The following is a 19,012-nucleotide window of genomic DNA, read 5'->3' on the forward strand; positions in this document are numbered from 1 at the left end:
GTGGAGGGGCCGGTGCCGGGACGGCCGGGCGGACGGCGCCGCCCGACCGTCCCGGACGGTCACGACCGTGAATTCCCGATGACCGGGTACGGGCTATTGCCCGCCCTTCTGCACGAATCCCCGGACGAAATCCTCGGCGTTCGACTCGAGCACTTCGTCGATTTCGTCGAGCACCGCGTCGACGTCGTCGCTCAACTTTTCCTGGCGTTCCTTGAGGTCGTCGGAATTCTGGGTTTCCGCGACCTGCTCCTCGACCTCCTCGGAGGAGCGGTTTGCCCGCTGCTGGCCGCCGCCGGTGTCCTTGCTCGCCATTTCCCTCACCCCGCTCGAATCGTCTGGCACGGTTTGGTCGGTCGGTCGTTGCCGGTTGGCACCGACCCTATACACAAGGTGCGACTGCCGCTCCCGGTTTGCCGGTGGTGCTCCCTGTCCAACACCCGCTGCCACCCCGGATGATTCCCATTCGGCGGACGTTCACCCGTGGTGATCGAAAAGTTACCCGCCGGAGAGGACCCGCAGCAGGTCCTCCGCCGTGCGGCAGCGGTCCAGCAGCTCCTTGACGTGGTTGCGGGTGCCGCGCAGCGGCTCCAGGGTGGGCACCCGCTGGAGCGAGTCCCGGCCCGGCAGGTCGAAGATGACCGAGTCCCAGGAGGCCGCCGCGACGTGCTCCGCGTACTGCTCCAGGCAGCGGCCGCGGAAGTACGCCCGGGTGTCCTCCGGGGGCTTGGAGACGGCCCGTTCGACCTCTTCCTCGGTCAGCAGCCGCTCGAACCTGCCGCGGGCCACCAGGCGGTTGTAGAGGCCCTTCTCGGGCCGCACGTCGCTGTACTGGAGGTCCACCAGGTGCAGCCGCGGGTTGTCCCACTCCAGGGCGTCCCGGCTGCGGTAGCCCTCCAGGATCTCCCGCTTGGCGATCCAGTCCAGTTGCCTGGAGAGCGACATCGGGTCGCGCTCCAGCCGCCCGAGGACGTCCTCCCAGCGGGCCAGCACGTCCAGGGTCTGCTCGTCGGCGTCGGTGCCGAAGCGGTCCTCGACGTACTTGCGGGCCAGTTCGAAGTACTCCAGCTGGAGTTGGACGGCGGTGAGCTTGCGCCCGTTGCGCAGGGTGATCAGGTGCTTGAGCGTCGGGTCGTGGGAGACCCGGTGCAGGGTGCGCACCGGTTGGTCGACCGCGAGGTCGGAGGCGATGAAGGAGTCCTCGATCATCGACAGGACCAGCGAGGTGGTGCCCAGCTTGAGGTAGGTGGAGATCTCGGAGAGGTTGGCGTCCCCGATGATCACGTGCAGCCGGCGGTACTTCTCGGCGTCGGCGTGCGGTTCGTCCCGGGTGTTGATGATCGGGCGCTTGAGGGTGGTCTCCAGGCCGACCTCGACCTCGAAGTAGTCCGCCCGCTGGCTGATCTGGAAGCCGTTCGCCGAGCCGTCCTGGCCGATGCCGACCCGGCCGGCGCCGGTGACCACCTGGCGGGAGACGAAGAACGGGGTGAGGTGGCGGACGATGTCGGCGAACGGCGTCGCCCGCTTCATCAGGTAGTTCTCGTGGGTGCCGTAGGAGGCGCCCTTGTTGTCGGTGTTGTTCTTGTACAGGTGGATGTTCTGCCCGTTGGGCAGTTCCAGCGCGCGCAGCGCGGCGGCCGCCATGATCCGCTCGCCGGCCTTGTCCCAGAGCACGGCGTCGCGCGGGTTGGTCACCTCGGGCGAGCTGTACTCGGGGTGCGCGTGGTCCACGTAGAACCGGGCCCCGTTGGTCAGGATGACGTTGGCGAGGCCGATGTCCTCGTCGGTCAGCTGGCTGGCGTCCGCCACCTCGCGCGCGAGGTCGAAGCCCCGCGCGTCGCGCAGCGGGTTCTCCTCCTCGAAGTCCCAGCGGGCCCGCCGTGCCCGGTGCATCGCCGCCGCGTACGCGTTGACGATCTGGGACGAGGTGAGCATGGCGTTGGCGTTGGGGTGCCCGGGCACGGAGATCCCGTACTCGGTCTCGATGCCCATCACGCGCCGTACGGTCATGCGGCCCTCCTTGCCCGGTGCCCCGCCCCCGGCGGGCGGAACACGCTGACGTACCGCTGAACAACACCGGCGCCGGACATCTGCCCGCGGACGGTGGGTCGAGCCTATTTCCGTGCCGTACGGCGGGCCCCGAGACGCGCCGTCCGGCTGCGGGGCCGCGAGGCGCCACAGCCGGACGGGGTGCGTACAGCTCCGGGGACCGTCGCCGGCCCGGACAACCGCGTGCTTACAGGTACTGCCCCGTGTTGGCGACAGTGTCGATGGAGCGGCCGGACTCGGCGCCCTGCTTGCCGGTGACCAGCGTGCGGATGAAGACGATCCGCTCGCCCTTCTTGCCGGAGATGCGGGCCCAGTCGTCCGGGTTGGTGGTGTTCGGCAGGTCCTCGTTCTCCTTGAACTCGTCCACGCAGGCGGCGAGCAGGTGGGAGACGCGCAGACCGCGCTGACCGTGGTCGAGGAAGTCCTTGATGGCCATCTTCTTCGCCCGGTCGACGATGTTCTGGATCATGGCGCCGGAGTTGAAGTCCTTGAAGTACAGGACCTCCTTGTCACCGTTGGCGTAGGTGACCTCCAGGAAGCGGTTCTCCTCGGTCTCCGAGTACATCCGCTCCACGACCGACTGGATCATCGCCGCCACCGTGGCCCCGACGGAGCTGTCGTGCTCCTTGAGGTCGTCCGGGTGGAACGGCAGCGAGTCCTTGAGGTACTTGGAGAAGATGTCCTTCGCGGCCTCGGCGTCCGGGCGCTCGATCTTGATCTTGACGTCCAGGCGGCCGGGCCGCAGGATCGCCGGGTCGATCATGTCCTCGCGGTTCGAGGCGCCGATGACGATGACGTTCTCCAGGCCCTCCACGCCGTCGATCTCGGCGAGCAGCTGCGGGACGATGGTGTTCTCCACGTCCGAGCTGACACCGGAACCGCGGGTGCGGAACAGGGACTCCATCTCGTCGAAGAAGACGATGACGGGCGTGCCCTCGCTCGCCTTCTCCCGGGCCCGCTGGAAGACCAGCCGGATCTGCCGCTCGGTCTCGCCCACGTACTTGTTGAGCAGCTCCGGGCCCTTGATGTTGAGGAAGTAGCTCTTCCCCTGGGGGCGGCCGGTGACCTCGGCGACCTTCTTGGCCAGCGAGTTGGCGACCGCCTTGGCGATCAGCGTCTTGCCGCAGCCGGGCGGGCCGTAGAGCAGCACGCCCTTGGGCGGGCGCAGCTCGTACTCCTTGAAGAGGTCGGCGTGCAGGTACGGCAGCTCGACCGCGTCGCGGATCAGCTCGATCTGGTTGCTCAGGCCGCCGATCTGGCGGTAGTCGATGTCCGGGACCTCTTCGAGGACCAGCTCCTCGACCTCGGACTTCGGCACCACCTCGTACACGTAGCCGGAGCGGGGCTCCAGCAGCAGTGCGTCCCCCGCCCGGACGGTGATGTCCCGCAGCGGTTCGGCGAGGCGCACCACCCGCTCCTCGTCGGTGTGGCCGACGACCAGGGCGCGCTCGCCGTCCTCGAGGATCTCCTTGAGGGTGACGATCTCGCCGATGCGCTCGAAGGCCATCGCGTCCACGATGTTGAGGGCCTCGTTGAGCATCACTTCCTGGCCGCGCCGCAGTTCGTCGAGGACGACGTTCGGGCTGACGTTGACGCGGAGCTTGCGACCGCCGGTGAAGATGTCGGCGGTACCGTCCTCGTTCGCCTCGAGGAAGGTGCCGAAACCGGCCGGGGGCTGTGCCAGCCGGTCCACTTCCTCCTTGAGGGCCACGATCTGGTCGCGGGCCTCGCGCAGGGTGGAGGCGAGTCGTTCGTTCTGGGCGGTCACGCCGGCCAGGTTGGTCTGGAGCTCGACGATCCGCTCTTCGAGGATTCTCGAATTGCGCGGCGAGTCGGCGAGCTTGCGGCGCAGTACGGCGATTTCCTGCTCAAGGTACGAGACCTGAGCGGCCTCGTCGGAACCACGAGCGGGCCTGCCGGTGCTGCGGTTGTAGTCGTCATCGTGGGCTGCCACGGTCCTCACCTCCTCCGGGGAGCTGGACGCTTCCAGACCCTACCTGGGACCAGGGGTCCGTAAACCCCTAGATCAAGAAAGATGGAACGGGCGTGTCCGATCTTCGCCCCAGCGTGCTTCCCCTCTGCTAAGGGGATACCCACCGCGCACCACCCAAAGCGGACCAGATGTATCGTCGGGCGAAGTGATATCCGATCGCGACCGCGGTAGTGGGTCCGATCGTTGTACGAATGGCGGGATTGCTCCAGGAATAGGGGCGACCCGGGACAGAAACGGCAGGGGACCATGTCGGTGACCGAGCAGACCGCGGCAGCGGCCGACGAGCTGGAGGTGTGGATCGACCAGGATCTGTGCACCGGCGACGGCATCTGCGTCCAGTACGCACCGGAGGTCTTCGAGCTGGACATCGACGGACTCGCGTACGTGAAGGGCGAGGACGACGAACTGCGCCAGCAGCCCGGGGAGACCGCCCCGGTGCCGCTGACGCTCCTTCAGGACGTGGTGGACTCGGCGAAGGAGTGCCCCGGCGACTGCATCCACGTGCGCCGGGTCGCGGACCGGGTCGAGGTCTACGGGCCCGACGCCGACTAGCGGTTCGGGTCGCGCGGAGGGTTCAGGTCGCGCTGACCGGGGCGGCGGTCTGGGAGCGTTCCCAGCCGCCGCCCCGGTGCGTCCAGGTGAGGTCGAGCGAGAGGTCCGGGCGGAAGCGCGGCACCTCGTCGCTCGAATACCCCTGCGCGCGGCCGGTGATGGCGCCGTCGGAGCGCACCGTGAGCCGGCTCAGGGTGAGGTTCTCCCGGTCGGTCAGCAGCGTGGCGACCACCACCGGGCGCCGGTCCGGGCCGAAGCCGAGCAGGTAGACGGAGTCCGGCGGGGTGCCGGTGTCGGTGCCGCACTGGGCGGCGACGACCGTACCGGGGCGGCCGTCGCCCAGTTCGGCGGGCACGCTGAGCACCGTCCTGACCGGGAACGGGCCGCAGTCCATGGGCAGTTGGGCCTTGGCCGGATCGGGGGCCGCGCCGGCCGCGAGCGCCTTGGGGGCGCCGCTGCGGGCGGGCAGCGGGGTGCCGGTCGCCGGGGAGGCGGCGAGTGCGGCGGCCACCACCGCGCCGCAGCCGGCCAGGGCGAGGGCCCAGTGCCACGGTGCGGTCCGCGCGTGACCGGGCCGGGTGCGGCCCTGCGGTGTCTGCTGTCCGGCCGTCGCCGTCGTCCCGACCGCGGTCTCCACCAGGCGTCCCCTCCAGAGCTCCAGGAGCGTGTGAGCGAGCATCGTCCCACACGGAACCTGCGGGCCGGCGGCCGGGGAGCCGAAGGGCGCGCCGGTGCCGAAAGCGACGAGTGACAAGCGAGGAACGAGCGCCGGAGCGAGGACCGTCGGCGCCGGGTCGGAGCGCCCGGAGGCGAGCCGGCCAAAAAACGAAGGGGTGGCGCGAGCGCGATGCTCGCACCACCCCTGCTGCTCGGGCCGGGCTCAGCCCAGGTCGGGCTGCTCGGAGTCGGTGTCGCGGGCCGCCTTGCGGGCCGCGGCGCGCTCCTGGAGGGACGGCTCGGGCGCCCCGTTGTCGTAGTCCTCGCCGTAGGCGCCCTTGGCCGGGCGGCGGCGGCGCAGCGGCGGCTCGACGCCGTCCGCCAGGCGGCGGGCGGTGAGCAGGAAGCCGGTGTGGCCGATCATCCGGTGGTCCGGGCGGACGGCCAGGCCCTCCAGGTGCCAGGTGCGGACCATGGTCTCCCAGGCCTGCGGCTCGGTGAAGGTGCCGTGGTCGCGCAGCGCCTCGACGGTCTTGGACATCTGCGTCGTGGTGGCCACGTAGCAGCAGATGAGACCGCCGGGGACGAGCGCCCGGGAGGCGACGTCCAGGCACTCCCAGGGGGCCAGCATGTCGAGGATGACGCGGTCGACGTCGGTCTCGACCAGGTTGTCCTGGAGGTCGCCGACGGTCAGCTTCCACGCCGGGTGCGGGCCGCCGAAGTAGCGCTCCACGTTGCCCTGGGCGATGTCCGCGAAGTCCTGGCGGCGCTCGTAGGAGGCCAGCAGGCCCTGCTCGCCGACGGCGCGCAGCAGGTACGTGCTGAGCGCGCCCGAGCCGACACCCGCCTCGATCACCCGGGCACCGGCGAAGATGTCGGCCATCGCCAGGATCTGCCCCGCGTCCTTGGGGTAGATCACGGCGGCGCCGCGGGGCATGGACAGGACGTAGTCGGGGAGCAGGGGGCGCAGCGCGAGGTACGGGACGTTCCCCGTGGTGCGCACGACCGTGCCTTCAGGAGCGCCGATCAGCTCGTCGTGCGGGAACGCACCCTTGTGGGTGTGGAACTGGTTCCCGGCCTGGAGCGTGAACGTGTAGTGGCGACCCTTGGGGTCGGTCAGCTGGACCTGGTCCCCGACCTGGAAGGGCCCGCGTCGGCGGGCGGCACCGGTCGGTTCGGACATGCGGCCAATCCTAAGGGAAGCGGGGCGTCCCGCCTCACCAGGCCCTGCTCAGCGGCCGGAGACCGCCGCCGTGAGGCGCTGTTCGATGTCGCTGAGCGCGGCCACGCCGTAGACCCGGCCGTCCGCCTCGACCACCAGGTACTCCCCCGCCGGGGTGGCCTGGACGGCCCGCAGCAGGTCCTCGCCGCCGAGGTCGGCGTCCAGCCGCAGCCCGGGTTCGAGGTCGCGGGCGAGCGGGCCGACGGCCACCCAGGGGCGGCGGTGCTCCGGTACGGCCCGTACCGCGGACTCCCGGACGATGGCGATCGGCTCGCCCCGACCGTCCACCACCACGACCGCGCCGGCCTGGGCCTCGCGGGCCCGGCGCATCGCCTCGCCGAGCGGGGTGTCGGCGGTGACCTCGACGGTGCGGCGGGCGAGGTCGCGCAGCCGCAGGGCGGGCAGCGCCTCCTTGAGCCGGGCGTTGCGCAGGCTCCCGGTGGCGCCGTTCCAGATGATCGCGGCCAGCACGGCGGCCAGCACCGCGTCCACCAGGGTGTCGGTGGTGGTGCGCTCGGCGCCGCGGGAGGCGCTGACCAGCGGCAGGCCGAACAGCACCGCGACGGCCAGGCCCCGGCCGATCCAGGCGGCCGCCACGGTGCCGGTCATCGCCCTGCCGGTGATCGCCCAGACCACCGCGCGCAGCATCCGGCCGCCGTCCAGCGGCAGGCCGGGCAGCAGGTTGAAGGCGGCGACCACCAGGTTGGAGACCATCAGGCCGGTCAGCAGCACCCCGGGCACGCTGGACAGTTCGACGGCGCGCAGCGCGAGGTAGAAGACCCCGCCGAGCACCAGCGACAGCAGCGGGCCGACGAAGGCCAGCCAGAACTCGCGCCAGGGGCTCCCGGCCTCGTTCTCGATCTCGGAGACGCCGCCGAAGAACTGCAGCTGGATCCGCCGCACCCCGAGCCGGTAGCGCAGCGCGACCAGCGTGTGGGCGAGTTCGTGCACCAGGACGGAGGCGTAGAAGGCGACCGCGAAGAAGAACGCGAGCAGGTAGCGCTCACCGCTGCCGAGTTCGGGCAGCACGTCGCCGAGCTGCCCGCCGAACACCCAGGTGATCAGCGCGGCGATGACGAACCAGGACGGGGTGACGTAGATGGGCACGCCGAAGGGCCGCCCCATCAGGAGGCCGCCGCCGTGCTCCGGCGGGCGCCCCTCGGGGCGTCCGCCGTCCTGCGGTGGCTGGTCGGAGGTCTGCTGCCCCCTGGTGTCGCTCACCGTGATCCCTTCGGTCGTCCGCCGTCGTGCCCCGGTGCGCCCACGCTACGTGATCGCGGCCACCCGGCGGCGCGCGCCCCTCTGCCAGGCTTCATACCCACTGGACCGGCCCCGGACCGGGCCGGCCCCCGGCCGACTGCCGGGAAGGGGCAGCGCGGCAGCCCGGTGGCAGCGGGATGACAGCAAAGGGCAATAGGGTCGTAGCCATGCAGCAGACCGACACCAGCAGCGCCGCCGGGGCTCCGGCGCGCCCGGCGGCGCCCCCGACCGGGCTGTCCCCGTCCCGTGCGGGGGACTTCCTCACCTGTCCCCTGCTGTACCGGCTGCGGGTGATCGACCGGCTGCCCGAGCCGCCGAGCCCGGCGGCGACCCGGGGCACGCTGGTGCACGCGGTGCTGGAGCGGCTGTTCGACAGCCCGGCGGCCGAGCGGACGCCGGAGCGGGCGCTGGGCCTGCTGCGCCCGCAGTGGGAGCGGCTGCTGGGCGAGCGCCCGGAGCTGGGCTCGCTGTTCCCGGACGACCCGGACGGCGCGGCGCTGACCGGCTGGCTGGCGGACGCCGAGAAGCTGGTCGGCCAGTGGTTCCGGCTGGAGGACCCGACCCGGCTGCACCCGGTGGAGCGCGAGCTGTACGTGGAGACGGCCCTGGAGTCGGGGCTGCTGCTGCGCGGCTACATCGACCGGGTGGACGTCGCCCCCACCGGCGAGGTCCGGCTGGTGGACTACAAGACCGGCCGGGCGCCCTCGCGGGACTTCGAGGGCAAGGCGATGTTCCAGATGAAGTTCTACGCACTGGTGGTGTGGCGCTGGAAGGGCGTGATCCCCAAGCGCCTCCAGCTGGTCTACCTGGGCGGCGGCGGGGACGTGGTCAGCTACGACCCGGACGAGGCCGACCTGCTCGCGGTGGAGCGCAAGCTGCAGGCGCTGTGGGAGCGGATCGCGCAGGCGGTGGCCACCGGGGACTTCCCGGCCACCCGCAACCGGCTCTGCGACTGGTGCGACCACCGGGCCAGCTGCCCGGAGTTCGGCGGCACCCCGCCGCCGTACCCGCTGCCGGTGCCGCCGGCCCGCACCCCGGACGGGCCGACCCGTACGTCGGATGAGAGCGATCCCACGGGGGATCCGATGAGCAAGGAGTCCTAGTGACGATCCGAGTGCTGCTGGTCGACGACCAGCCACTGCTGCGCACCGGTTTCCGGATGATCCTGGAGGCCGAGTCCGACCTCGTGGTGGTCGGCGAGGCCGGTGACGGTCAGCAGGCGCTGGACCAGGTCCGGGCGCTGCAGCCCGACGTGGTGCTGATGGACATCCGGATGCCGCGGATGGACGGCGTCGAGGCGACCCGCCGGATCGCCGGCCCGGGTCGGGACGGCCCGGCCAAGGTGCTGGTGCTGACCACCTTCGACCTGGACGAGTACGTGGTGGAGGCGCTGCGCGCGGGTGCCAGCGGCTTCCTGCTCAAGGACGTCCCGGCGGAGGAGCTGGTGCAGGCGATCCGGGTGGTCGCGGACGGCGCGGCGATGCTGGCGCCGAGCATCACCCGCCGGCTGCTGGACATGTACGCCACCAAGCTGCCCTCGGGCGAGGAGGCGCCGCCGCAGGCGCTGAGCGCGCTGACCGAGCGGGAGTTGGAGGTGTTGAAGCTGGTGGCGCGCGGGCTGTCGAACGCGGAGATCGCGGCCGAGCTGTTCGTCAGCGAGACGACCGTGAAGACCCACGTCGGCCATGTGCTGACCAAGCTCCAGCTGCGCGACCGGGTGCAGGCGGCGGTGTACGCCTACGAGAGCGGCCTGGTGCGGCCCGGCGCGCTGTAGCCCGGGGAACACGACGGCGGCCCGCCCGCTCCGCCCCGGGACACCGGGGGGAGCGGGCGGGCCGCCGTGCGTCGCGCGCTACTTGCCGCTGCGGCTGATCTCCCAGAAGCGGAAGAAGCCGGTGGTGTCGACGGTGGACTCGACGCCGGTGATGTTGGCACGGGCCGCGTAGAAGGCCTTGTTCTGGTACAGCGGGATCAGCGGCACGCTCTCCGCGACGATCTGCTGGATCTGCGCGTAGGAGGCCGAGGCGGCGCTGCGGTCGGCCTGCTTGAGGCCGTCCGGGATCAGCTTCTGGCTGATCTTCGGGTCGTCCCAGCCGGTGTGGTAGGTGCCGCCGTCGACCAGCAGCGGGGCGATGTAGTTGTCCGGGTCCGGGTAGTCGGCGAACCAACCGACGATGTACGCCTGGTACTTGCCCTCGTTCCAGCCCTTCTTGAAGGCTTCCCAGTCGGGCTCCTGCTGGACCGTCACCTGGAACAGGCCGCCGGTCTCCAGCTGCTTCTTCAAGGTGTCGGCCTCGCCGTTGCCGGCCCGCGAGCGGGACCAGGTGAGGGTGAGCTTGACCGGGGTCTGGACCTTGTTGTCGACCAGGGCCTTCTTGGCCTTGGCGACGTCCTGGTCGCCCCAGCGGTCGAAGAAGGCGGTGGTGTGGCCGGTGACGCCGGCCGGGACCATCGCGTACAGCGGCTGGACGGTGCGGGCGAAGACGTCGCGGGCGAGCGCCTTGCGGTCGAGCAGCGCGGCGGCGGCCTGGCGGACGCCGACGTTGCTCATCACCGGGTCCTTGGTGTTGAAGACCAGCGAGCGGGTGTCGTTGCTGTCGCCCTCGACGACCTGGAGGTCGGTCTTGCCGCCCTGCTGGTCGGAGCGGATCTGGGCGGCGGTGTTGGGCTCCAGGCTGTTGTCGGTGACGTCGACGTCGCCCTTGTCCAGCGCGGCCTTGAGGTCGGCGGGCTTGTCGAAGTACCGGACGGTGAACTTGTTGTTCCGCAGCTTGGCGTCGCCGCTGTACTTGTCGTTGGGGACCAGGACGACCTTGCCCAGCTGCTTGCCGTCGGCCATGCCCTCGACCGAGTCCACGCGGTAGGGGCCGGAGCCGACCTGCTTGTCGTTGGGCAGCGCCTTGTCGGCCGGGTAGACCTGGTGGTCGACGATGGCGCCGGCCGGGGAGGCCAGCTTGGCCGGCAGGGTGGCGTCGGGGGCGGCCAGGTGGAAGACCACCTCGCTCGCGCCCTTGGCCTCCACGCTCTTGATCGAGGAGAGCAGGCCCGCCGGGCCGTTCGGGTCGTTGATCTTCTTGGTCCGCTGGATCGAGAACACCACGTCCTCGGCGGTCAGCGGGTGGCCGTTGGAGAACTTCAACCCGGGCCGCAGGGTGCAGTGGTACTCGGTGGCCTCGCCGCCGGAGAAGTCGCAGGACTGCGCGGCGTCCGGGGAGGGCGTGCTGGCCGCGGCCGGGAAGGTGAGCAGCGACTGGAAGGCGTTGCGCAGCACCAGCCAGGAGCCGGAGTCGTAGACCACCGCGGGGTCCAGGGTGCCGGTCAGCTGGACGGTCCCCATGGTGATCGCCTTGCCGCCGCTGTCCCCCTTGACGGCGTCGGTGACCGATCCGCAACCGGCCACCGTCACGGCGACCAGACCGGCGCAGCCGAGTGCTGCCAGGCGTTCAGCTGAAGTCTTCACGGGAGCGTCCTTCGGGGGTGTCGCGAACCCGAGTAGCGTGCCATATCGAACACGCACGACCGATACCCGTGCAGATGACGTTTGGGACACGGTCGTTGAGGGCATCACGGCGCGCCCGACGAGTTGTCAGCCATTGCCCGTTTTCTCCCCCGGAGATGCCCGGCCGGGGCACTTACCGGCGAGTAGACCCCGGCCGCAATGAGATGACAATCACACCCGCGAAGCAACCAGCGACCGCAGCAGTTCGAGATCGACCTGCTCCAGCGACGGCACCACCAGCCGCCCGGGAGCCGCCTCGATCGGCGCCACCGAGGGCACCGCGATCACCGGACAGCCCGCCGCCTCGCCCGCCCGCACCCCGGTCGGGGTGTCCTCGACGACCACGCAGCGGGCCGGCTCCGCGCCCAGCCGGCGGGCCGCCTCCAGGTACGGGTCGGGGAACGGCTTGGTGCGCGGCAGCTCGTCCCCACCGATGGTGAAGGCGAACCGCTCGGCGCCCAGCGAGCGCAGCACGATGTCGATCACGTGCCGGTGCGAGGCGGACACCAGCGCGGCCGGAACGCCGTGCGCGGCAAGGGTGTTGAGCAGCCGCTCGGCCCCCGGCATCAGCGGCACCCCGCCGGCCAGCAGGTCGACGAAGCGCTGGTTGACCAGCGCCCCCAGGTCGGCCGGGGCGATGTCCACCCCGGTGCGGGCGACCAGGTACTCCATCACCCGGGCCATCGGCCCGCCGACGACGTGCGCCCGGTCCTGCTCGTCCAGCCGGTGGCCCAGCTCGGCGAAGAGCGTCACCTCGGCCTGCCACCAGAAGTCCTCGGTGTCCACCAGCGTGCCGTCCATGTCCAGCAGCACCGCCTGGAGGCCGGGCTCGTGCCCGAGGTCGAGCGCCGGGGCGGCGGTGGAGCTGGTCGTCATGGCAAGTCCTTCCGGCTGCGCCCAGGGCGGTCCCGGGGATGACACGGGCCGGCCCGCTGGTCAGCGGACCGGCCCGTTCAGGATCATCCAGGATACGCCCGCTTCGCCCGGAAAGAGCGAACGGAGAGGGACGTACGGATTACCGCGCGTTGAAGTACTTCGCCTCGGGGTGGTGGATCACGATCGCGTCGGTGGACTGCTCCGGGTGGAGCTGGAACTCCTCGGAGAGCACCACCCCGATCCGCTCCGGCTTGAGCAGGTCGGCGATCTTGGCGCGGTCCTCCAGCTCGGGGCAGGCCCCGTAGCCGAGCGAGAAGCGGGCACCCCGGTACTTGAGCGCGAACATGTCCTTGACGTCCTGCGGGTCCTCGCCGGAGAAGCCCAGCTCGAAGCGGACCCGGGCGTGCCAGAACTCCGCCAGCGCCTCGGCCAGCTGCACCGAGAGGCCGTGCAGCTCCAGGTAGTCGCGGTAGGAGTTGCCGGCGAACAGCTCGTTGGCCGCCTCCGAGATCCGGTTGCCCATGGTGACCACCTGGAGGCCGACCACGTCCCGCTCGCCGGACTCCTCCGGGCGGAAGAAGTCCGCCAGGCAGAGCCGGCGGCCGCGCCGCTGGCGGGGGAAGGTGAAGCGGGTCCGCTCGGTGCCGTCCTCGTGGAAGACGATCAGGTCGTCGCCCTTGGAGTTGGCCGGGTAGTAGCCGTAGACCACGGCCGCCTCCAGCCAGCCCTCGGTCTGCAGCCGGTCCAGCCAGGCCCGCAGCCGGGGCCGGCCCTCGGTCTCCACCAGCTCCTCGTAGGACGGGCCGTCGCCGTTGCGCGCGGCCTTGAGGCCCCACTGGCCCTTGAACAGCGCGTCCTCGTCCAGCCAGGAGGCGTAGTCGGCGAAGGGGATGCCCTTGACGATCCGGTCGCCCCAGAACGGCGGGGCGGGCAGCGCGTTGTCCAGCGCGACGTCGGAGCGGATCTGGCCGAGGTTGACCTCGGGCTCCGGCTCCGCCACCTCGACCCTGGCGTGCCGGCGCTGCTTGAGCTCCGGCAGGGTCGCACCGGGCACGCCGCGCTTGACCGCGATCAGCGCGTCCATCAGCCGCAGGCCCTCGAAGGCGTCCCGGGCGTAGCGGACCTCGCCCTCGTAGATCTCGTGCAGGTCCTGCTCCACGTAGGCCCGGGTCAGGGCGGCGCCGCCGAGGATCACCGGGAAGCTCGCGGCCAGCTTGCGCTGGTTCAGCTCCTCCAGGTTCTCCTTCATGATCACGGTGGACTTCACCAGCAGGCCGGACATCCCGATCACGTCCGCCCGGTGCTCCTGCGCGGCGTCCAGGATCGCCGAAACCGGCTGCTTGATGCCCAGGTTGACCACGTTGTAGCCGTTGTTGGACAGGATGATGTCGACCAGGTTCTTGCCGATGTCGTGGACGTCGCCCTTGACGGTGGCCAGCACGATGGTGCCCTTGCCCTCGTCGTCGGACTTCTCCATGTGCGGCTCCAGGTGGGCCACCGCGGTCTTCATCACCTCGGCGGACTGGAGCACGAACGGCAGCTGCATCTGGCCGGAGCCGAACAGCTCGCCGACCACCTTCATGCCGGCCAGCAGCGTGCTGTTGACGATGTCCAGCGCCGGACGCTCCGTCAGCGCCTCGTCCAGATCGGCCTCCAGGCCGTTGCGCTCGCCGTCGATGATCCGGCGCTGCAGCCGCTCCTCCAGCGGGAGGGCGGCCAGTTCCTCGGCCTTGGAGGCCCTGACCGACGCCGAGGAGACGCCCTCGAAGAGCTGGAGCAGCTTCTGCAGCGGGTCGTAGCCCTCGCTGCGGCGGTCGTAGACCAGGTCGAGCGCGACCTCGCGCTGGTCCTCGGGGATCCGGGCCATCGGCAGGATCTTGGAGGCGTGCACGATCGCCGAGTCCAGTCCGGCCTCGACGCACTCGTTCAGGAAGACCGAGTTGATCACCACGCGGGCGGCCGGGCTGAGGCCGAAGGAGATGTTGGACAGGCCCAGGGTGGTCTGCACGTCCGGGTGGCGGCGCTTGAGCTCGCGGATCGCCTCGATGGTCTCGATGCCGTCCCGGCGGGACTCCTCCTGACCGGTGCCCAGGGTGAAGGCCAGGCAGTCGACCAGGATCGAGCCCTCGTCGATGCCGTACTCGGTGGTGAGCTGCGCGATCAGCCGCTCGGCGATGGCGACCTTGGTCTCGGCGGTGCGGGCCTGGCCCTGCTCGTCGATGGTCAGCGCGATCAGGCCGGCGCCGTGCTCGCGGGCCAGCGAAGCGATCCGGCCGAACCGGGTGTCCGGGCCGTCGCCGTCCTCGTAGTTGACCGAGTTGAGCAGCGCGCGGCCGCCGAGCGCCTCCAGACCGGCTCGCAGGACGTCCGGCTCGGTGGAGTCCAGCACGATCGGCAGGGTCGAGGCGGTGGCCAGCCGGCCGGCGATCTCCTTCATGTCGGCGACGCCGTCGCGGCCGACGTAGTCGACGCACAGGTCCAGCAGGTGGGAGCCGTCCCGGATCTGGTCCCGGGCGATCTCCACGCAGGCCTGCCAGTCGCCCGCCAGCATCGACTCGCGGAACTTCTTCGAGCCGTTGGCGTTGGTGCGCTCACCGATCGCCAGGTACGAGGTGTCCTGGCGGAACGGCACCGCCTGGTACAGCGAGGAGGCCGAGGGCTCGGGCTGCGGCTCGCGGCGCACGACCGGACGGCCCTGGACCTTCTCCACCACCTGGCGCAGGTGCTCGGGGGTGGTGCCGCAGCAGCCGCCGACCAGCGAGAGGCCGTACTCCCGGGTGAACACGTCGTGGGCGTCGGCCAGTTCGGCCGGGGAGAGCGGGTAGTGGGCGCCGTCCTTGCCGAGCACCGGCAGGCCCGCGTTCGGCATGCAGGACAGGCCGATCCTCGCGTTCTTGGCCAGGTAGCGCAGGTGCTCGCTCATCTCGGCCGGGCCGGTGGCGCAGTTGAGGCCGATGTAGTCGACGCCGAGCGGCTCCAGCGCGGTGAGCGCGGCACCGATCTCGGAGCCGAGCAGCATGGTGCCGGTGGTCTCCACCGTCACCTGCACCAGCACCGGGAGGTCCAGTCCGGCCTCGGCCAGGGCGCGCTTGGAGCCGAGGATCGCGGCCTTGGTCTGCAGCAGGTCCTGGCTGGTCTCCACCAGCAGCGCGTCGGCGCCGCCGGCGATCAGACCGGCCGCGTTCTTCTGGAAGCCGTCCCGCAGCGTCTCGTACGGGGCGTGGCCGAGGGTCGGCAGCTTGGTGCCGGGTCCGATCGAGCCGAGCACCCAGCGGGTACGGCCGTCGGCGGCGTGGGCGTCGGCCACCTCGCGGGCGATCCGGGCGCCGGCCTCGGACAGCTCGAAGATGCGCTCGGCGATCTCGTACTCGCCCAGGGCGGAGAAGTTGGCGCCGAAGGTGTTGGTCTCGACGCAGTCCACGCCCACCGCGAAGTAGGCCTCGTGGACGGAGCGGACGATGTCCGGCCGGGTGACGTTGAGGACCTCGTTGCAGCCCTCCAGGTTCTGGAAGTCCTCCAGCGTCGGGTCCTGGGCCTGGAGCATGGTGCCCATCGCACCGTCGGCCACCACCACCCGGGTGGCGAGCGCTTCACGCAACGCGTTCGCGCGGCTCTGCTGAGTGATGGACGGGTTGGCTGCAGTGGCCATGGGGCGTCTCCCTGGTGCGACGGCTGTCGGCTTTGCGAGCCCGCTTGCTCGGGCCCGCACGTGGCCAGAGTATCCGGCCCACGGCCCGGCCTGCGGGTGCATTCCGTATCCTGAGCGCTCGACCGCGAGGGGAGAGCGATCGTATGACCCGGTTCGGGACCGTTGCGCGGCGGATCGGGCGCGCCCTGGGAGCTCCGCTGCGCCGCTGGAGAGGCCTGCCGTGGTGGGGCCGCGCCCTGGTGGCGCTGGGGCTGGCGGCGGCCGTGCCGGTCGCCGCACTGGGCTCGCTGTTCCTCGCGATCCGGCTGCACTACTCGGGTGAACCGGCCGCCGAGGCCCGCACCCGCGGCCGGGACGCCGTCTGGCTCGGCCACGCCTGGGTGGACGGCCGCAAGACCGACGCCGACGTCGCCGCGCTGGCCCGGCAGCTGGCCGGCACCGGCGTGCGCGACCTGTACGTCCACACCGGGCCGCTGGAGCACGACGGCTCGCTGCCGCCCGCCGTCCACCCGAAGGCCCGCTGGTTCACCGAGGCCGCCCACCGGGCACTGCCGGGGGTGCGGCTGCAGGGCTGGCTGGGCGACGAGGTCAAGCCCGAGCGGGACGCGCTGGACCTCGACGACGCGCCCACCCGGGAGCGGGTCGCCGCCTCCGCGGCCCAGGTGCTGGACCAGGGCTTCGACGGGGTGCACTTCGACATGGAGCCGATCCGCCCCGGCTCGGCCGGCTGGCTCGCCCTGCTCGACCTGGTCCACCCGGTGACGGCCGCCCGCGGCGCGAAGCTGTCGGTGGCGGCCCCGCAGATCGACCCCGTCCCCGGCCTGCACACGGCCGGCATCCTGCTCACCGACCACGGCAAGTGGTGGGACCAGGCGTACTTCGGGGAGACCGCCCGCCGGGTCGACCAGATCGCGGTGATGACCTACGACACCTCGATGCCGACCGAGCCGCTGTACGGCGGCTACGTCGCCCGGCAGACCGAGCTGGCCCTGGCGGCCACCCCGCCGCAGGTCGACCTCCTGATCGGCCTGCCGTTCTTCTGGGACGACAAGTGGGGCCACTGGGGCGACGCGGAGACCGTCCCGGCGGCCGTCCGGGGCGTCCGCCTCGGCCTGGGCCGGGAGGACCTGCGGCGGGCCAACTTCGGGGTCGCGCTGTACGTGGACTTCGCCGCGACGCCGGAGAACTGGGCGGCGTACCGGCGCGGCTGGGTGGACCCTTCCTAGGCTCCGTCCGGCTCCGTCTGACTCAGGCCGACTCAGGCCGACTCAGGCCGCCATCCGGTGGGCCAGGGCGCCCAGGTAGCGGTGCACGGTGGCGTCCTCGCCGGAGAGGTAGTGCGAGACGGCCCGGTACAGCGGCTTGCGGACCTCGCCGTGCTCGGTGACGGTCAGCGAGCAGCCGGGCCCGGCCGGGGTGAGCCGGTACGTCCAGGTGCCGCCGTAGGGCAGGTCCGGGTCGGCGATGCCGGTCACCAGGCGGTGCGGGGCCTCGCTGGCCACCACCTCGTAGGTGGTGTGCCCGTGCCGGTCGTACTCGCGCCAGCGCGGGCGCCCGCCGGCCCCGGCGGGCAGCCGTTCGACGTGGGTGAGGCCCGGACGCCAGGCCGGGTAGAGGTCGATGTCGGTCAGCACCTCCCAGACTGCGCCGGGCGACTGGGCGAGTTCCAGCCCGCCCTCGGTCACGTGCTCCACCGGCAGCCGGCGCCCGGCCCGGTCCACCGCCAGCAGCACGGTCCCGGCCAGCGCCGCCGCGCCCGCACCCGCGCCGATCCACAGCCATCGGTTCATCGGTCGGCCCCTTCCGCCCGCCCCGCCCCCATCATCGCGCCGCGGCGCCCGGCCCGCCCCCCGTGGCGCAGCGTCGCCGGTCAGGCACCGTGCGTCCACCCCTGGCCGGCTGACGCCGCGTCAGCCGCCGGGGGCCGGATATCCGCTGGATCAGGGCGGTCCGCTCCCCCAGACTGTCCCGGTGCCCGGCCGTCATGCGCATCAAAGCCCGTAGGCTGGGCAGGTAGGGACCGTGGAGCGAGCCGTTCCACGGGAGACGAGAGGTTCGACAGGCGGCAGCCGGCCCGTCGTTGCCCCGGCAGGCCAGCCGGGGCGGTGCCGGTCCGACCGCCGACCGGAGGGAGACGCTGGGTGATCGAGCTGGAAGATGTTCCCGAGTTGATCGACCCGGTGATGGTCTGCGCCTTCGAGGGGTGGAACGACGCGGGCGACGCCGCCTCCGCGGCCCTGGCCCACCTGGACGAGACCTGGGGCGGCAAGGTGATCGCCGCCCTGGACGCCGAGGACTACTACGACTTCCAGGTCAACCGTCCGACGGTCTGGCTGGACGGCGGTGTCCGCCGGATCACCTGGCCGACCACCCGGCTGTCGGTGGTCCGGGTGACCGAGCCGGTGACCAGGGACGTGGTGCTGGTCCGCGGAATCGAGCCCAGCATGCGCTGGCGCTCGTTCTGCAACGAGCTGCTGGGCTTCGCGCACGAGCTGGGCGTCGAACTGGTGGTGATCCTGGGCGCGCTGCTCGGCGACACCCCGCACAGTCGGCCGGTGCCGGTCAGCGGGGTCACCTCCGACCCGGACCTGGCCCGCCGGCTGGACCTGGAGGAGAGCCGCTACGAGGGCCCGACCGGGATCGTCGGGGTGCTCCAGGAGGCGTGCACCCACGCCGGGGTGCCGGCCGTGACGCTGTGGGCCGCGGTGCCGCACTACGTGGCGCAGCCGCCCAACCCCAAGGCCACGCTGGCGCTGATCAACAAGCTGGAGGACCTGCTGGACCTGCGCATCCCGCCGGGCGAGCTGGGCGAGGACGCCCGGGCCTGGCAGCTGGGCGTGGACCAGCTGGCTGCCGAGGACAGCGAGGTCGCCGAGTACGTCCAGCAGCTGGAGGAGGCGCAGGACACGGCGGAGCTGCCGGAGGCCTCCGGCGACGCCATCGCGCGCGAGTTCGAGCGCTACCTGCGCCGCCGGGAGAACGTCGGCCCGACCGGCGAGAAGCCGGTGTCCGGGCACGCGACGGCCGAGCGGCCGGCCGAGCCGGAGGGACCGGGCACGACCCGCGAGAGCCAGGAGGGGGCCGAGGACGAGTAGTCCTCGCCGGCCCCGCCGCGGCCCGCCGGGGAGATCTACACGGGTGTCCTCTACGACGCCCTCGACCTGGCCTCGCTGGACACCGCCGCGAAGAGGCGTGCCACGCGCTCGCTGCTCGTGTTCTCCGGGTTGTGGGGCGCGGTGCGGGTGACGGACCGGATTC

The 19,012-nt window shown here is 71.7% G+C and carries 15 protein-coding genes and 1 pseudogene; 6 read left to right on the top strand and 10 right to left on the bottom strand.

Going from position 1 to position 19,012, the window contains the following annotated elements; translation table 11 throughout:
* Positions 1-93: 93 nt before the first annotated feature.
* The 3 genes from ACFV8H_RS25475 to arc all read right to left on the bottom strand — a co-directional run bounded on the left by ACFV8H_RS25475 (position 94) and on the right by arc (position 4,000).
* Positions 94-312: a ubiquitin-like protein Pup gene (locus ACFV8H_RS25475; RefSeq protein ID WP_030286125.1), complete on the bottom strand. Its 219-nt coding sequence runs from the start codon at positions 310-312 to the stop codon at positions 94-96.
* Positions 313-495: 183 nt separating this feature from the next.
* Positions 496-2,007, bottom strand: a complete 1,512-nt coding sequence (dop, locus tag ACFV8H_RS25480) for a depupylase/deamidase Dop (protein ID WP_380404001.1) — start codon at positions 2,005-2,007, stop codon at positions 496-498.
* A gap of 226 nt (positions 2,008-2,233) precedes the next feature.
* On the bottom strand, positions 2,234-4,000 hold the full coding sequence (gene arc, locus ACFV8H_RS25485; RefSeq protein WP_380404004.1) for a proteasome ATPase: 1,767 nt from the start codon (positions 3,998-4,000) through the stop codon (positions 2,234-2,236).
* Positions 4,001-4,285: 285 nt separating this feature from the next.
* Between arc and ACFV8H_RS25490 the strand changes: the two genes are divergently transcribed.
* Positions 4,286-4,591 (top strand): ferredoxin, encoded by a 306-nt coding sequence (locus tag ACFV8H_RS25490; protein ID WP_380404007.1) that lies wholly within the window; start codon positions 4,286-4,288, stop codon positions 4,589-4,591.
* 22 nt (positions 4,592-4,613) lie between these two features.
* Here the strand turns inward: ACFV8H_RS25490 and ACFV8H_RS25495 are convergent, their stop codons facing one another.
* The 3 genes from ACFV8H_RS25495 to ACFV8H_RS25505 all read right to left on the bottom strand — a co-directional run bounded on the left by ACFV8H_RS25495 (position 4,614) and on the right by ACFV8H_RS25505 (position 7,691).
* Positions 4,614-5,270 carry a hypothetical protein gene (locus ACFV8H_RS25495; protein WP_380404009.1) on the bottom strand — a complete coding sequence of 219 codons (657 nt, stop codon included), beginning with the start codon at positions 5,268-5,270 and terminating at the stop codon, positions 4,614-4,616.
* Positions 5,271-5,471: 201 nt separating this feature from the next.
* Positions 5,472-6,431, bottom strand: a complete 960-nt coding sequence (locus tag ACFV8H_RS25500; protein WP_375890785.1) for a tRNA (adenine-N1)-methyltransferase — start codon at positions 6,429-6,431, stop codon at positions 5,472-5,474.
* Positions 6,432-6,479: 48 nt separating this feature from the next.
* A complete protein-coding gene (locus ACFV8H_RS25505; protein WP_380404012.1) occupies positions 6,480-7,691 on the bottom strand; it encodes a site-2 protease family protein in 1,212 nt (403 codons plus the stop codon).
* 206 nt (positions 7,692-7,897) lie between these two features.
* Here ACFV8H_RS25505 and ACFV8H_RS25510 point away from each other — a divergent pair, with 206 nt between their 5' ends.
* Entirely contained in the window at positions 7,898-8,833 is a 936-nt protein-coding gene (locus tag ACFV8H_RS25510) for a RecB family exonuclease (protein WP_380404015.1), read from the top strand.
* Positions 8,833-9,504 (top strand): response regulator transcription factor, encoded by a 672-nt coding sequence (locus ACFV8H_RS25515; RefSeq protein WP_063346919.1) that lies wholly within the window; start codon positions 8,833-8,835, stop codon positions 9,502-9,504. Before ACFV8H_RS25510 ends, ACFV8H_RS25515 begins: the two co-directional genes overlap by 1 nt.
* A 78-nt stretch (positions 9,505-9,582) precedes the next feature.
* On the opposite strand, the gene ACFV8H_RS25520 is transcribed toward ACFV8H_RS25515, so the two are convergent.
* From ACFV8H_RS25520 to metH, 3 genes are all read right to left on the bottom strand, one after another.
* A complete protein-coding gene (locus ACFV8H_RS25520) occupies positions 9,583-11,190 on the bottom strand; it encodes an ABC transporter substrate-binding protein (RefSeq protein WP_380404018.1) in 1,608 nt (535 codons plus the stop codon).
* A gap of 210 nt (positions 11,191-11,400) precedes the next feature.
* Positions 11,401-12,105, bottom strand: coding sequence for an HAD family hydrolase (locus ACFV8H_RS25525; protein WP_380404021.1), 705 nt, complete (start codon positions 12,103-12,105; stop codon positions 11,401-11,403).
* 139 nt (positions 12,106-12,244) lie between these two features.
* Entirely contained in the window at positions 12,245-15,754 is a 3,510-nt protein-coding gene (gene metH, locus ACFV8H_RS25530) for a methionine synthase (protein ID WP_380404024.1), read from the bottom strand.
* 143 nt (positions 15,755-15,897) lie between these two features.
* On the opposite strand from metH, the gene ACFV8H_RS25535 reads away from it, so the two are divergent.
* Complete coding sequence (locus tag ACFV8H_RS25535) at positions 15,898-16,980, top strand: hypothetical protein (protein WP_380404027.1); 1,083 nt, start codon at positions 15,898-15,900, stop codon at positions 16,978-16,980.
* Positions 16,981-17,022: 42 nt separating this feature from the next.
* Here ACFV8H_RS25535 and ACFV8H_RS25540 read toward each other — a convergent pair whose 3' ends face one another.
* Positions 17,023-17,544 (bottom strand): SRPBCC family protein, encoded by a 522-nt coding sequence (locus tag ACFV8H_RS25540; protein ID WP_380404030.1) that lies wholly within the window; start codon positions 17,542-17,544, stop codon positions 17,023-17,025.
* A gap of 351 nt (positions 17,545-17,895) precedes the next feature.
* Between ACFV8H_RS25540 and ACFV8H_RS25545 the strand changes: the two genes are divergently transcribed.
* Positions 17,896-18,849: a PAC2 family protein gene (locus ACFV8H_RS25545; RefSeq protein ID WP_380404033.1), complete on the top strand. Its 954-nt coding sequence runs from the start codon at positions 17,896-17,898 to the stop codon at positions 18,847-18,849.
* A gap of 9 nt (positions 18,850-18,858) precedes the next feature.
* Positions 18,859-19,012: pseudogene (yaaA, locus tag ACFV8H_RS25550) on the top strand (peroxide stress protein YaaA); the annotation flags it as partial.

It is taken from the genome of Kitasatospora sp. NPDC059827 (genome assembly GCF_042731675.1).
Lineage (GTDB): Bacteria > Actinomycetota > Actinomycetes > Streptomycetales > Streptomycetaceae > Kitasatospora.

What these genes read in the sequence shown, in the direction of transcription:
- ACFV8H_RS25535 (WP_380404027.1), top strand. Translation starts at nt 15,898, where the DNA reads ATGACCCGGTTCGGGACCGTTGCGCGGCGGATCGGGCGCGCCCTGGGA.
- ACFV8H_RS25510 (WP_380404015.1), top strand. Translation starts at nt 7,898, where the DNA reads ATGCAGCAGACCGACACCAGCAGCGCCGCCGGGGCTCCGGCGCGCCCG.
- ACFV8H_RS25475 (WP_030286125.1), bottom strand. Translation starts at nt 312, where the DNA reads ATGGCGAGCAAGGACACCGGCGGCGGCCAGCAGCGGGCAAACCGCTCC.
- dop (WP_380404001.1), bottom strand. Translation starts at nt 2,007, where the DNA reads ATGACCGTACGGCGCGTGATGGGCATCGAGACCGAGTACGGGATCTCC.
- ACFV8H_RS25500 (WP_375890785.1), bottom strand. Translation starts at nt 6,431, where the DNA reads ATGTCCGAACCGACCGGTGCCGCCCGCCGACGCGGGCCCTTCCAGGTC.
- ACFV8H_RS25495 (WP_380404009.1), bottom strand. Translation starts at nt 5,270, where the DNA reads ATGCTCGCTCACACGCTCCTGGAGCTCTGGAGGGGACGCCTGGTGGAG.
- ACFV8H_RS25490 (WP_380404007.1), top strand. Translation starts at nt 4,286, where the DNA reads ATGTCGGTGACCGAGCAGACCGCGGCAGCGGCCGACGAGCTGGAGGTG.
- metH (WP_380404024.1), bottom strand. Translation starts at nt 15,754, where the DNA reads ATGGCCACTGCAGCCAACCCGTCCATCACTCAGCAGAGCCGCGCGAAC.
- ACFV8H_RS25525 (WP_380404021.1), bottom strand. Translation starts at nt 12,105, where the DNA reads ATGACGACCAGCTCCACCGCCGCCCCGGCGCTCGACCTCGGGCACGAG.
- ACFV8H_RS25540 (WP_380404030.1), bottom strand. Translation starts at nt 17,544, where the DNA reads ATGAACCGATGGCTGTGGATCGGCGCGGGTGCGGGCGCGGCGGCGCTG.